Source organism: Oscillochloris sp. ZM17-4 (assembly GCF_019599295.1).
Lineage (GTDB): Bacteria > Chloroflexota > Chloroflexia > Chloroflexales > Chloroflexaceae > Oscillochloris.
The window spans coordinates 28,806-42,813 of record NZ_JAIEWN010000009.1; the positions used below are offsets into that span (position 1 = coordinate 28,806).

The following is a 14,008-nucleotide window of genomic DNA, read 5'->3' on the forward strand; positions in this document are numbered from 1 at the left end:
ACCATCCCCCGACGCCGAGGATATCGAGCCGCTGATGCTGCTCGGCGAGACGGTCGTGCCGGCGGTGGCCGGGCTGTAGAGCGCAGAGCGCTGAGCAATGTGTTTGGGTGTCTCGTTGTGGCCGACAGGTTAGCCGGTGGATGGGCTAGCCACGCAGCCCGCGCTCGCGCAGGTGCGCGTCGAGCGAGGCGGCGGCGGCGGGGAGCTCGGGCGCGGGGGGCGGCGCGGCGTAGTCGATCTCCAGGTCGTAGCGGGCGCGGCGGTAGGCCTCGTGGATGGCCGCACCCAGATCGAGGGCCACCGGCGGGTCGGGGTGGCGCAGCGGCACCGGCACCGGCTTGATCGCCGCGCGCAGCGACGATGAAGATAAAGTAGGCCGCAGCGGGCAGGGGCCGGGCCACCTGCGGGCGCACGCCGGCGCGCAGCAGGTCGAGCTCGATCAGGTGGGCGGTGCTAGAGAAGATCTCCTGGCGCTTCTTCTCATAGGCCTCGGCCCCGTCGTGGCCGGGGCGCTTGTTGGCCGGCGAGAGCAGCTTGATCGCCGTGACCAGCGCCTGGTCGCGCACGGTGCGGATCTCGATGCGGGCGTACTCGACCGGCACGGTCATCACGGCCGGCAGGGTGAGCGGCGCGGCATCGATGGCGACCGCCGCGCCGCCGCCCGGGCCGGGCGGCTCGCGCTCGACCACCGCCACATCGGGCAGACCCGGCGCACCGGCGCGATCTCGATGCTCTCGAACACAACAGAGGGCGTGATCACGACGCGGTAGCCGGGCGTGAGCTTGCCCTAGATCTGATCGCCGATCATGGAGATCAGCCGGTGATGCACATCCGGCCACAGGCTCGGCGCCTCAAGGCAGGGGCCCATCCCAGGAAATGGCAGCTCCATACGCGTCACCTCCCCGCTGCTCGTTGCAGGGGCATGATAACACAGCAGGCCACTTCCACCCTACGACCCGGCGGCCACCAGCGAGCGCTCGATCAGGGTGATGAAGGGCGCCGGCACCAGCCCGATCAGCAGCGTGGCGGCCACGGCGATCCAGATGTCCAGGCCGGCGCTGCGGCTGACCTCGACGATAGGCTCGCCCTCGGGCGACTCCTGCATAAACATGCGGGCGACCAGGCGCAGGTAGAAGAAGGCCGAGATCGCGCTGGTGAGCACGCCGACCAGAGCCAGCCAGCCCAGCCCGCCGGCCCATGCCGCGCTGAAGACATAGAGCTTGCCCATGAACCCGGCCGTCGGCGGGACGCCGGCCAGCGAGAGCATGAACACCGCCATGGCCACGGCCAGCAGCGGCTGACGCCGGCCCAGGCCGGCGTAGGAGTCCAGGCTCCATGCCGCCTCGCCGCGCTGCTCCAGGGCCACCAGCACCGCGAAGGCGCCCAGGTTCGTCAGGGCGTAGGCCAGCAGGTAGAAGAGGAAGGACTCGGTGCCCCGCGCCTGTGTGGAGGCCACGATCACGCCGGCCAGGATGTAGCCGGCGTGGGCGACGCTAGAGTAGGCCAGCATGCGCTTCACATTGCGCTGGACGATCGCCCCCAGGCTGCCGGTCAGCATCGTCAGGGCGGCCAGCGTGGCCAGCAGCGGCAGCCAGATCGGCTGGAGCGCCGGCAGGGCCTGGGTCAGGATGCGCAGCAGCGCGGCCAGGGCCGCGCCCTTCGTGCCCACGCTCATAAAGGCCGCCACCGGGGTCGGCGCGCCCTCGTAGACATCCGGCGTCCACATGTGGAATGGCGCCAGCGAGGCCTTAAAGCCGAAGGCGATCAGCACCAGCCCCGACCCGGCCAGCAGCAGGGTCTGATCGACGGCGGCGAAGGTCTGCCGGCCCAGGTACGCGGCGATCCCGGCCAGGCTGAGCGTGCCGGTGGCCCCGTAGATCAGCGCGATCCCGTAGACGAAGAAGCCGGCGGCGAAGGCGCCGAGTACCAGGTACTTCATCGCCGCCTCCTCGGATGTGACCCGCGGGTAGGCGAAGCCGGTGAGGATGTAGAGCGTGAGCGAGAGCAGCTCGACGCCCAAGAAGATCACGATCAGGTTCGCGCCCTGGGCCATCAGGATCATCGCGCCCACCGCGAAGAGCACCAGCGGGTAGAACTCGCCCTGCTGGATGCCCTGGCGCGGCAGGTAGTCCAGCGCCATCAGCACGCTCAGCGCGCCGATGATCAGAAAGATCCAGGTCAGCGTCAGCGAGTAGCGGTCGAGCACGATCATGCCGCTGAAGGTGTCGCCGCTCAGCCCCCACAGGGGCAGCCCGGCCAGCCCGGCCACCACCATGCCGGCGATCGCCAGGTAGCCGGTCAGCCTCTCGCCGCCCTCCGGGATGACGAAGACATCCACCAGCAGCAGCACCGCCGCCCAGCCGAACATGATCAGCATCGGCGCCAGCAGAGCCAGGTTTACGGCGGGCATCTCAATAGGTTGCATAACAACTCTCGTAGGGTCAGGATTGCAGATTGCAGATTGCAGATTGCAGATTGTGTCAATCTGCAATCTGCAATCTGCAATCTGCAATTACCTAAGCACCATATACCCGAGCACGAGCACCACGCCGACCGTGAAGACCAGGGCGTAGGTGCGCACATAGCCGCTCTGCAGGCGGCGCACCCCGCCGGCCCCCCAGCCGACGAGCGTAGACACGCCGCCCACTAGCCCGTCCACACCCTGCGGGTCGAAGACGCGCGAGAAGAAGCCGGCCAGCCACCTGAACCCGCTCACGACCGTGCGCGCGTAGAAGCTGTCGACGTACCATGCCGCCTCGGCGCCCTCCCAGATATCGCCGCTGTAGTGGTAGAGCGGATCGTTCTTGCCGGGCGCCACCTTGGCCGCGCGGGTGGAGTAGTACCACGGCGAAGGGCAGGTTGATCGCGCCGGCGATCACCGCGCCCACCGCCAGCACCACCAGCGGCACGGTCATCACCCGGCCGCTCTCGTGGGCGTGGACCGCCGGGTCGCGCGGGGTGCCGGAGAAGATCAGGGCCACCTGGCGGCCCATGTAGAAGGCGGTCAGCAGCGAGGAGAGGAACAGCAGGGTGAAGGCCAGCGCATTGCCACCGACCAACGTCCCGCCCAGGATCTCGTCCTTGCTCCAGAAGCCGGCCAGCGGCACGATGCCGGCCAGCGCCCCCGCGCCGATAATGTAGGTCCAGAAGGTGGTCGGCATCTTCTCGCGCAGCCCGCCGAGGCGGCGCATATCCTGCGTGTCGTTCGTCCCGTGGATCACCGAGCCGGCGCCCAAGAAGAGCAGGGCCTTAAACACGCCGTGGGTGAGCAGGTGGAAGATCGCGGCCACGTAGGCCCCGGAGCCGCAGGCCGCAACCATAAAGCCGAGCTGCGAGATCGTGCTGTAGGCCAGCACCCGCTTGATATCCCACTGGGCCACGGCGGCCGTCGCCCCGATGAGCGCCGTCAGCGCGCCCACCAAGAGCACCCAGCTCTGCGTGGACAGCGAGGCGGTGAAGATCGTCTCGGCGCGGGCCATCAGGTAGACCCCGCCCGTGACCATGGTGGCCGCGTGGATGAGCGCCGACACCGGGGTGGGGCCGGCCATCGCGTCGGGCAGCCAGACGAAGAGCGGCAGCTGGGCCGACTTGCCGGTGGCCCCGACCAGCAGCAGGAAGGCGATCCCGGTGACCAGCAGGATGGGCTGCCAGCTCGGCCCGAAGCTGCGGCCGGCGATCTCGCCGACCCGCTCCAGGAAGCCGGCCTGGGTCTGCCCGCCCGCCGCCACCTCGTAGAAGTTCAGCGTGCCGAAGTTATCGTAGATCGCCAGCATGGCCAGGATGAAGGCGGCGTCGCCGATCCGGTTGACCACAAACGCCTTCACCGCCGCCTCGCCGGCCGTCTTGCGCTCGAACCAGTGGCCGATCAGCAGGAACGAGCAGAGGCCCACGCCCTCCCAGCCCAGGAAGAGCAGCAGCATATTGTTCGCCATCACCAGCACCAGCATCATGGTGATGAAGAGGTTCAGGTAGGCGAAGTAGCGCACCACCCGCGCGTCGCCGCGCATGTAGCCGATCGAGTAGACGTGGATGAGCCCGCCCACCCCGGTGATCAGCAGAGCCATCACGGCGGTCAGCGGGTCGAGCAGCAGGCCGAAGGGCACCTGGAAGCTGCCCGCGCTGATCCACTGCCAGGCCGTCGAGCTGATCCGCCGGGCGTCCTCTGGCATGCCGGCCAGGGCGACGGTGGCGGCCACAGCGGCCAGGAACGAGCCGATCACCATCGCGCTGGCGATCAGGCCCGACTGGCGCTCGTCGCGCACCAGGAACACGTTGAGCAGGAAGCCGGCTAGCGGCAGGGCCGGGATAAGCCAGATCAGGTACTGCATCACTTCACCTCAAGGATGAAGGATGAAGGATAAAGGATGAGGAGTGTCGGCCTCACTTCATCCTTCATCCTTCTTCCTTCATCCCTTCAATGTACTCACCTCATCCACATCGGCGGTGCGCTTGCTGCGGAAGATCGCCACCAACACCGCCAGGCCGACGGCCACCTCGGCGGCAGCCACCGTGATCACGAAGAAGACGATCACCTGGCCCTCGACCGTGAGGCGCTGGCGGGCGAAAGCCACCAGGGCCAGGTTTGCCGCGTTGAGCATCAGCTCGACCGACATAAACACCACGATCGCATTGCGCCGGATGAGCACGCCCAGCACGCCCATCGTGAACAGGGCCGCGCTGAGCAGGATATAGTAGATCGTAGGGACCATAGACACTCCGTGTCAAGGTAAAAGGTAAAAGGTAAACAGCAGGCTGTTTACCTTTTACCTTTTACCTTTTCATTCCGCGCTGATTCAGCACCACCACGCCGATCACGGCCACGAGCAGGATGACGCCGGTGATCTCGAAGGGCAGCAGGTAGCGGGTGAAGAGCAGCGCGCCAAGCTCGGCCGGCTCGCCGAAGCCGGCGGCCTGCGCGCTGTCGGGCACAGCCACGGGCGGGGTGCGCAGCGCCACCACGCCGGCCACCGCCAGCAGCGCCAGGCCCAGCGCCATCGCCAGCGGGCGCGACCAGGCCAGCCGGTCGGGCATATCCTCGACCCGCTCGGCGCCCAGCAGCATCACCACAAACAGGAACAGCACCATGATCGCGCCGGCGTACACCGTGAGCTGGATGGTGAACAGGAAGGGCGACTGCAGCAGCAGGAACAGCACCGCGATCGCGCCGAAGTTCAGCAGCAGGAACAGGGCGCTGTGTACCGCGTTGCGGGTGATCAGCATCGCCCCCGCGCCGAAGAGCGCGATCACGCTGGTGATGATGAAGAGGATAAGATCCATAGCGTCTTCCATTGCAGATTGCAGATTGCAGATTGCAGATTTAAATCTGCAATCTGCAATCTGCAATCACAAATCAATCTGTGCGGGCGGGCTGGGCCGACGGTTCATCTGCTGGAGCAGCGGCGGGATCTCGCCGTGGCCCTTATCCTTCGGCACCAGCAGCATATCCTGGGTGTAGATAGCCGCCTTACGGTCGTAGAACGAGAGCTCATACTGGTGCTCCAGGACGATCGCGTTGGTCGGGCAAGCGTCCTCGCAGTAGCCGCAGAAGATGCAGCGCAGCATGTTGATCTCGTAGGTGGCCGCGTAGCGCTCGCCTGGCGAGCGCGGGCTCGCCGGGTCGTTCTCGGCCGGCACCACCAGGATCGCGTCGGCGGGGCAGGCCGCCGCGCAGAGCGAGCAGCCAATACAGCGCTCCTGGCCGTTGGCGAAGCGCTTCAGCTCGTGACGCCCGCGGAAGCGCTCGCGCACCGGCCGCTTCACCTCAGGGTACTGCACCGTCACCGGCTGGCGGAATATATAGCGCAGGGTGGTCCGCATCCCCTTGAACAGTTCACCGAGCATAGTATGGGCGTCCCCTTGTGGGCGCCCCTTATGGGCGTCCCCTTGTGGGCGCCCACAAGGGGCGCCCTTACGATTAGTCCCCCGATGCCTTCGCCGCCGTCACGATGCCGGCGGGCCTCGCCGAGCGGCTCAGACCGGCCGTAAGCGCCAGGGTGATGATGCCCATGCCGCAGAGCACCAGCGAGGCCGTCGCCTGCCCCGGCACCAGCACGAAGACCACGGCCGTGTAGACGATGTTCAGCAGGCCCAGCGGCAGCAGCCACTTCCAGCCGAAGGTCATCAGCCGGTCGTAGCGCATGCGCGGCCACGAGGCCCGCACCCAGACCGAGAGGAACAGGAAGAAGACCACCTTCAGCAGGAAGGCGCCTAGCGAGACGAGCCCCACCACCAGGGCGCCGGCCACCGGGCCGGCCAGCTCCGTCACCCCGCGGCCGAGCGTCTCCAGGCCGGGGAAGCGCCACCCGCCGAAGAAGAAGGTCACGGCGATCGCGCTGACGGCGATCAGCTTGATGTACTCGGCCATAAAGAAGAGGGCGAACTTCATCGAGCCATACTCAGTGTTATAGCCGCCGGCGATCTCCTGCTCGGCCTCCACCAGGTCGAAGGGCGCGCGCACCACCTCAGCCGTCGAGGCCACCAGGAAGAGCACAAAGCCGAGCAGCTGCGGCACCACGCCCCAGAGGCCGCCCTGCTGCAGCACGATCAGGCGCGTGTTGAGCGTGCCGTAGGTCATCACCACCGAGAGCACCGCGCAGCCCAGGGCCAGCTCGTAGGAGATCAGCTGGGCCGAGGAGCGGATGCTGCCGAGCATCGAGTACTTGCTGTTGCTCGCCCAGCCGGCCAGGGTGATGCCGTACACGCCGATGCTCGTGACGGCCAGCAGGTAGAGCGCGCCCACGTCGATGTCGGCGATCTGCAGGATGTTATGCAGGCCGGCCCCGCTCGCGCTGAAGCAGGCCGCGTAGTCCCAGTTGACATTCAGGCAGCCGAAGGGGATCACCGCCCAGATGATCAGCGCCGGTATCACCGCCATCGCCGGGGCCACCAGGTAGACCCACTTGTCGGCGCGCGAGGGGATGATGTCCTCTTTGAAGAACAGCTTCACCGCGTCAGCGATCGGCTGGAGGACGCCGTTCGGCCCGGCCCGGTTCGGCCCGACGCGGTTCTGGAAGCGGGCCAGCAGCCGCCGCTCGAAGAGTGTCAGGTAGGCGAACCCGCCCGTCACCGCCAGGGTGATCACGAAGCATTGGATGACCAGAATGAGCAGATCCATATATTTCCCCGGTGATGGTAGGGCCGAAGCATTTGGGTTTGTCGCTTCGCGACAAACCCAAATGCTTCGGCCCTACATCATTACCATCACATACGTGCGCGGGCCGGTCTGCACGGCGGCGAGGTCGGCGTCGGACAGGTTGGCCGGGACGACCACAACGCCCTGGGGCAGGTCGGCCACGACGCGGGCGGGCAGCCGCACCTCGCCCACAGCCGACACGAGCCGCACCTCATCGCCGGCGCGGATGCCCTGGCGCGCGGCGTCCTCCTGGCTCAGCGCCACATAGGCGGCCGGCACGTGGGCCGCCAGCTTGCCGCCACGCAGCAGCGGGTCGCCGTCGTAGGCCAGGGGCTGGGCCAGCAGCAGCAGCGGGCGCTCGGCTGTGGCGACGGTGGCCGGCGCGGGGCGCGGGGCCAGGCTGAAGACAGCCCGCGTCGCCTCGGCCAGCGAGGGGCACTGGATGCCGACGCCCTCGGTGTTCTCGTAGCTGGTGCCGTCGTAGAAGATCGCCTCGTTCACCTGACGCCCCCACTGGCCGCCGCTGCCGGTGGCCGACAGGGCCGCGTAGGTGATCCCAGCGTAGCCCGGCACCCGCTCGGCGATCTCAGCCGCCAGCTCCCCGGCGGTCAGATAGTCCCAGCCCGGCGCATCGGCCACCGCCACAGCAGACCCGCCCTTTGCGCCCTTCGCGCCCTTCGCGTTCGCGTCTTTCAGATTCGCGCCCTTCGCGCCCTTCGCGTTCGCGTCCTTCGTGTTCCAAACGCCCGCGATCGCCATCTCCGCCAGGGCCTGGCCCACGCCCTGGACGATCTGCCAGTCGGGGCGGCTCTCGCCGAGGGGGTGGGCCGCCTGGCGCGAGCGCTGGACCCGCCGCTCGGCGTTGGTGTAGCTGCCCTCACGCTCGGCCACGCTGGCCGCCGGCAGCACCACGTCGGCCAGCTGGGCGGTGGCGGTCAGGAACATGTCCTGCACCACCACAAACTCGGCGGCATCGATCGCCGCGCGGGCGGCCGGCAGGCTGGCGGCCGGGTCGAGCCCGGCGACCCACAGGGCGCGCAGGCGGCCCGCGCCGGCGGCCCACATCTCGCGGGCACCCATGCTGCGGCTGGGCGTGGCGGCGTAGCCGGGCCGCGCGTCGGGGCGCAGGCCCATGTCCAGCGCACCCCGGCTGTTGCCACCGGGCAGCAGCGCGAGCAGGCCGCTGTTGGCCCTGCCGGCCTTGCCGGCCAGCATCGCCAGGGCCGCCAGATCCTGCGCCAGCGCCGGGCCGGCCGAGCGTGCCTCAGACCCGTAGACGATGACCCCGTGGTCGGCATCCAGGAAGGTCTTCGCCGTGGCCCGCAGGTCAGCCTCAGACACCCCGCAGGCGGCGGCGGCATCGGCCACGCTCAGCTTATTCAGCATTGCGCGCAGCTCTTCCAGCCCGCTGTTGCGCACCGCCAGCCGCGTGGTGCCCGTCGCCTCATAGGCCGCCTTGAGCAGGCCGCGCACAAACATCAGCTCGCCGCCGGCCCGGTAGCGCAGCCGGCTGGTCGCCGAGCGCTCCAGCTTGGTCGGCCGCAGCCCGGCCACCACCAGCGCGCCGCCGCGCTGGGCGATCCCGCGCAGGCGCAGCATATAGAGCGGGGCCTCCTCCTCGGGGTCCGCGCCGAGCACCAGCACCGCCGCGCCCTTGCCGAGCTGCATCAGGTTGGTGCCCGCGCCCACGCCCAGCGTGGCGCCCAAGTCATCGGCGGCGGTTTCGCCAGGCGCGCCGATCGTGTGGTCGAGGTTGCCGCTGCCCAGCTGCTCGCGGAACAGCTTCTGGAAGGCGTAGAGGTCCTCGTTGCTCAGGCGGGGCGAGGCGAGGCCGCCGATCGCCGCACCGCCGGCCCTCGACTGGATGGCGGCCAGCTTCTCGGCCACCAGGCGCGTGGCCTCGGCCCAGCTCGCCGGCTCCAGCCTCCCGCCCCGGCGGACGAGCGGCGTCGTCAGGCGCTCGCCGCTCTCGATAAAGCGGTGCCCAAAGCGGCCCTTGTCGCAGATCCAGATATCGTTGACCGCCGCGTTCTCGCGCGGCATCACCCGCATCAGCTTGTCGTGGCGCATGTCCAGGCTGATGTTGCAGCCCACCGGGCAGAGCGTGCAGACCGCCGGCTTGCTCTGTAGCTCCCAGGCCCGCGCCTTAAAGCGGAAGTCGCTGCTCGTCAGCGCGCCCACCGGGCAGATATCGGTGGTGTTGCCCGAGAACTTGCTATCGAAGGGCGGGTCGCTCTTCGAGATGATCATCCAGTTGCGGCCACGGTTATCGAATCCGAGCACCTGGTCGTCGGCCACCTCGTCCTGGAAGCGCACGCAGCGCGCGCAGAGGATGCAGCGCTCGCGGTCGAGATAGATCAGGTCGCCCAGAGCCACCGGCTTCTCGAAGTGAACCTTATCGTTATACTCGAAGCGCGAGGAGCCCGGCCCCCAGCCCATCGTCAGGTTCTGCAGCGGACACTCGCCGCCCTTATCGCACACCGGGCAGTCCAGCGGGTGCGAGGTGAGCAGGAACTCCAGCACGCCGCGCTGGGCGGACTTCACCTCGTCGGACACCGTCTTCACCACCATGCCCTCGCTCACCGGCGTGGTGCAGCCGGTCTGCAGCTTCGGCATCATGGCGATCACCGGCCTGCCGCCCTCGTCAAGCACCACCTGGCGGGTGGCCGGGTCGATCCGGGGCGTGCCCACCTGCACCAGACACATGCGGCACATGCCGGCCGGCTTGAGCCGCGGGTGATAGCAGAAAACCGGGATAGACGTGTTGACCATGCGCGCCGCATCGACGATGTTCGTCCCGGCGGGCACCGTGACGGCCACGCCATCGACGGTGAGGGTTATATCGGGCATAAGATATGTCTCTCGCGTTAGATATGATCCACGTACACTGTAGGGCCGAAGCATTCGCCCCTGTTGTATGCGTTCCCGCCCATTCATCCGGAGCGAATGCTTCGGCCCTACAATGCGTGGCGCAATGCACGGGGTTGCATGATCTCATTCATCCGGTGCGAATGCTTCGGCCCTACAGGGGCCGCATGAACGCCGTGACCGTCACCGGGCCGGCGTCAACGGGATTGCATGATTGCTCGCCGCCACGATCTCCTCAAACTCCTGCGGGAAGATCTTCAGGGCGCTCTTGATCGGCATCACCGCGCTCTCGCCGAGCAGACAGAAGCAGTTGCCCGCCATCTGCGTGTAGATCGCGTGCAGCGTCTTGATGTCGTCCTCGCTGCCGTGGCCCTCCTCGGCCAGGCGGTGCAGCACCTTGACCAGCCAGTGGGTGCCCTCGCGGCAGGGCGTACACTTGCCGCAGCTCTCGTGCTTGAAGAACTCGTCCATCTTGTAGGCCAGGTGCGGCGCCTTCACTGTGTCGTTCAGCACGATCACCGCGCCCGAGCCGAGCATCGAGCCGGCCGCCGCCACGCCCTCGTAGTCCATCGTTACGTCAAGCTGCGCGCCAGTGAGCCAGGGGGCCGAGGCCCCGCCGGGGATGACGATCTTCACCGGGCGGTCGTCCTTCATGCCGCCGCCGTACTCGGCGCCATAGATCAGCTCGCGCAGCGGCAGGCCGAAGGGGATCTCGTAGTTGCCGGGCCGGTTGACGTGGCCGGAGAGCGAGAAGCACTTGGTGCCGGGGCTCTTCTCGGTGCCGAAGCTGCGGTACCAGGCCACGCCCTTCTCCAGGATGCGCGGCACATTGGCCAGCGTCTCCACATTGTTGATGATCGTCGGCTTGCCGTAGAGCCCGGCGACGGCGGGGAAGGGCGGCTTGAGCCGGGGCTGGCCGATCTTGCCCTCCAGTGACTCCATCAGCGCCGTCTCCTCGCCGCAGATGTAGGCCCCCGCGCCCCGGTGGACTACCACATCCAGGTCGAAGCCGCTGCCGAGGATATTCTTGCCGAGGAAGCCGGCCTTATAGGCCTGGGCCACCGCCCGCTCCAGGGTGACGGCGGCGGCGGCGAACTCGCCCCGCGCGTAGATGAAGGCCGTGTGCGCCTCGACCGCGTAGGCCGAGATCGCCACGCCCTCGATCAGCTGGTGCGGGTTCTTGTCGATGATCTGGTGGTTGTTGAAGGTGCCGGGCTCGCTCTCGTCGCAGTTGCAGAGCAGGTAGCGCGGGTAGAGGCCCTTCGGCAGGAAGCCCCACTTCATACCGGTGGGGAAGCCCGCGCCGCCGCGCCCGCGCAGCCCCGACTCGCGCACGATCTGCACCACATCGGCCGGCGTCTTCTCGGTGAGGGCGCTGCGCAGGGCCGCGTAGCCACCGTGCTGGAGGTAGACGCCAAAGTCACCGATGTCGGGGATGTCTAGATCCCGCATCACAATATGCTCTGTCAGGGCCATGAGTTGCTCCCGATCTAGAATTGCAGATTGCAGATTGCAGATTACAGATTGCGCCAGGGCTACAGGGGCGAGCGCTCGCCAGCCCGTGCGGGCGTCTCCTCGGATGGCTCCGCGGGCGGCTCCTGCTGGGCGGCGTGTGCCGGGATGGCATCGCCGCCTGCCGCCGTCTCAGGCTTAGGCATCTCGCCGGCGGGCGAGCCGTCGGGCGCGAGCTGGGTGGGCGAGGCCTGCTCAGCCTGGGCATGGGCCTCCTCAGCCAGCGCAGTCTCCTCAGCCGCCGGCGCAGTCTCCTCAGCCGCCGGCGCAGTCTCCTCAGCCACCGGCGCGACCTCCTCAGCCACGATCCCCGCCGGGCGCCCCAGGTGGGTGAGCGCGCCATCCGCGGCGAAGGCATAGTCCTCGGCGAAGCGCCCAGAGACCCCGCGCTGCCTCGCCTCGGCGACGCGGGAGCGCAGGCTGTCCAGCAGCGCGCCGACGCGGGCGGGCGTCACCTCATACACATAGTCGAGGTTCGCCTGGAGCACCGGGGCGCGGTTGCAGGCGGCCAGGCACTTCACCCGCTGCAGCGTAAACACGCCGTCGCCGGTCGTCTGCTCCTCGACGATCCCCAGGGCGTCCTTGAGCGCCGTGATCAGCTCCTCGGCGCCCAGGTAGCAGCATGGCACATCGTCGCAGACCTGGAGCACCCACGCGCCCATCGGCTTGTTGTAGAACAGCGTGTAGAAGCCCACCACCTCGTGGACATCGGTGTAGGGCAGGTCGAGGATCGTCGCCACCTCGCGGATCGCCTCGGTCGTCAGGTGGCCGTAGGTGTCCTGGGCGATATAGAGCAGCGGCAGCACCGCGCTGCGCGTGCTGGCGTAGCGGCCGAGGAGAGCCTCGATCTCTGACTTGTGGGTATCTAAAAGCATATGCATTCAATATTGAATGTTGAATGTTGAATGTTGAATGTTGAATGGCTGCCATTCAACATTCAACATTCAACATTCAACATTACCGATCGACTTCTCCCAGCACCGGGTCAAGGCTGGCGGTCAGGGCGATCAGGTCGGCCACCAGGCGGCCCTTCGCCATGTGGGACAGGCCCTGGAGGTTCACAAACGAGGGCGCGCGGAAGTGGACACGCCAGGGCTTCGGGCTGCCGTCGCTCACCAGGTAGCAGCCGAGGGCGCCCCGGGGCGACTCGACGCTCACATACACGTCGCCGCGCGGCGGCTTGAAGCCCTCGGTCCACAGCTTAAAGTGGTGGATGAGCGACTCCATGCTGTGCGTGATCTCTTCCTTCGGCGGCGGGGCCACCTTGCGGTCGCCGGTCATCACCGGGCCGGGGCCGAGGTCTTCAAGGCGCTGCCAGGCCTGGCGGGCGATCTTCAGGCTCTCGCGCATCTCGGCCATGCGCACCTGGTAGCGGTCGAAGGTGTCGCCGCCGCTACCCAGCGGCACCGCGAAGTCGTAGGTCTCATAGCCGGAGTAGGGCGTCATCTTGCGCACATCGTAGTTGACGCCCGAGGCCCGCAGGTTCGCCCCGCTGAGCCCATAGGCCGTGGCGGCCTCGGCGTCGAGCACGCCCACGCCGACGGTGCGCTCCAGCCAGAGCGGGTTATTCGTCAGCAGGTCCTCGTACTCATCGATGCGCGGGCCGAGGCTCTCGATGCAGGCCGCCGCCGTGGGCATGAAGTCGCCCGGCAGCGGGTAGGCCAGGCCGCCCACCCGGAAGTAGCTCGTCATCATGCGCGCGCCGGACACCAGCTCGAAGAGGTCGAGGATCTGCTCGCGCTCGCGGAAGGCGTAGAGGAAGACGCTCATCGCCGCCAGGTCGAGGGCGTGGGTGCCGAGCCAGACCAGATGCGAGGAGACGCGCTGGAGCTCGGTGAGCAGCACGCGCACGACCTGGGCGCGCTCGGGCACCTCCACCTGCATCAGCTTCTCGACGGCCAGGGCGTAGCAGAGGTTGTTCGAGAGCGGCGCGAGGTAGTCCATCCGGTCGGTGAGCACCACCGCCTTCTGGTAGGTCTTGCTCTCCATCGTCTTCTCGATGCCGGTGTGCAGGAAGCCGATATCGGGCGCGACATTCACCACCGTCTCGCCATCGAGCTCCAGCACGAGGCGCAGCACGCCGTGGGTGCTCGGGTGGTGCGGCCCCATATTCAGCACCATCGTCTCAGTCGCGCCCGCCAGCGCCGGCCCGGTGATCTCCTGGGGCGCGGGGATGAGGAATGTCTGGGTCATTGGGCTTATCCGCTCGTTGGGGCGCAGCAGGATGCGCTTGCGGAATGCATTAGCGCTTAGAGTGATGCGTGGAGGGCGCATCCTGCTGCGCCCTTACACCGCGATGGGATCACTCTTTGGCAAACGGCTTATGCGCGTAGATCCGATCCTGGTTGAAGGTGAAGGCGACCTCCTCATCGCCGAGGGGGTGGTCCTTGCGCAGCGGGTGGCCGACCCAGTCGTCGGGCATGAGGATGCGCGCGAGGGCCGGGTGGCCGGGTTGCCCTTTAGGGCGTACTTGAGCAGCAGTCCGGGCAGGTGATC

At 67.9% G+C, this 14,008-nt stretch carries 11 protein-coding genes and 1 pseudogene; all 12 read right to left on the minus strand.

From position 1 onward, the window contains the following. Positions 1 to 145 precede the first annotated feature (145 nt). Positions 146 to 889: pseudogene (locus K2Z83_RS09280) on the minus strand (DUF4058 family protein). Positions 890 to 949: 60 nt separating this feature from the next. Then, a complete protein-coding gene (locus K2Z83_RS09285) occupies positions 950 to 2,512 on the minus strand; it encodes an NADH-quinone oxidoreductase subunit N (protein ID WP_255603643.1) in 1,563 nt (520 codons plus the stop codon). A gap of 4 nt (positions 2,513 to 2,516) precedes the next feature. Next, positions 2,517 to 4,328 carry an NADH-quinone oxidoreductase subunit L gene (gene nuoL, locus K2Z83_RS09290; RefSeq protein ID WP_255603644.1) on the minus strand — a complete coding sequence of 604 codons (1,812 nt, stop codon included), beginning with the start codon at positions 4,326 to 4,328 and terminating at the stop codon, positions 2,517 to 2,519. Between the two features lie 78 nt (positions 4,329 to 4,406). After that, positions 4,407 to 4,709: an NADH-quinone oxidoreductase subunit NuoK gene (nuoK, locus tag K2Z83_RS09295; RefSeq protein WP_220594898.1), complete on the minus strand. Its 303-nt coding sequence runs from the start codon at positions 4,707 to 4,709 to the stop codon at positions 4,407 to 4,409. 61 nt (positions 4,710 to 4,770) lie between these two features. Next, entirely contained in the window at positions 4,771 to 5,343 is a 573-nt protein-coding gene (locus K2Z83_RS09300; protein WP_255603645.1) for an NADH-quinone oxidoreductase subunit J, read from the minus strand. Next, complete coding sequence (gene nuoI, locus K2Z83_RS09305) at positions 5,344 to 5,841, minus strand: NADH-quinone oxidoreductase subunit NuoI (RefSeq protein WP_220594899.1); 498 nt, start codon at positions 5,839 to 5,841, stop codon at positions 5,344 to 5,346. A 73-nt stretch (positions 5,842 to 5,914) separates the two neighbouring features. Continuing rightward, positions 5,915 to 7,114: an NADH-quinone oxidoreductase subunit NuoH gene (gene nuoH, locus K2Z83_RS09310; protein WP_220594900.1), complete on the minus strand. Its 1,200-nt coding sequence runs from the start codon at positions 7,112 to 7,114 to the stop codon at positions 5,915 to 5,917. Positions 7,115 to 7,186: 72 nt separating this feature from the next. Next, positions 7,187 to 9,982, minus strand: coding sequence for an NADH-quinone oxidoreductase subunit NuoG (nuoG, locus tag K2Z83_RS09315; protein ID WP_220594901.1), 2,796 nt, complete (start codon positions 9,980 to 9,982; stop codon positions 7,187 to 7,189). Between the two features lie 201 nt (positions 9,983 to 10,183). After that, positions 10,184 to 11,476: an NADH-quinone oxidoreductase subunit NuoF gene (gene nuoF / locus K2Z83_RS09320; protein WP_220594902.1), complete on the minus strand. Its 1,293-nt coding sequence runs from the start codon at positions 11,474 to 11,476 to the stop codon at positions 10,184 to 10,186. Between the two features lie 59 nt (positions 11,477 to 11,535). Then, positions 11,536 to 12,387 carry an NAD(P)H-dependent oxidoreductase subunit E gene (nuoE, locus tag K2Z83_RS28905; RefSeq protein ID WP_255603646.1) on the minus strand — a complete coding sequence of 284 codons (852 nt, stop codon included), beginning with the start codon at positions 12,385 to 12,387 and terminating at the stop codon, positions 11,536 to 11,538. An 82-nt stretch (positions 12,388 to 12,469) separates the two neighbouring features. After that, positions 12,470 to 13,705, minus strand: a complete 1,236-nt coding sequence (gene nuoD, locus K2Z83_RS09330) for an NADH dehydrogenase (quinone) subunit D (RefSeq protein WP_220594903.1) — start codon at positions 13,703 to 13,705, stop codon at positions 12,470 to 12,472. Between the two features lie 109 nt (positions 13,706 to 13,814). Next, positions 13,815 to 14,008 (minus strand): NADH-quinone oxidoreductase subunit C (locus K2Z83_RS09335; RefSeq protein WP_220594904.1); only part of this gene is annotated, 194 nt, incomplete at its 5' end.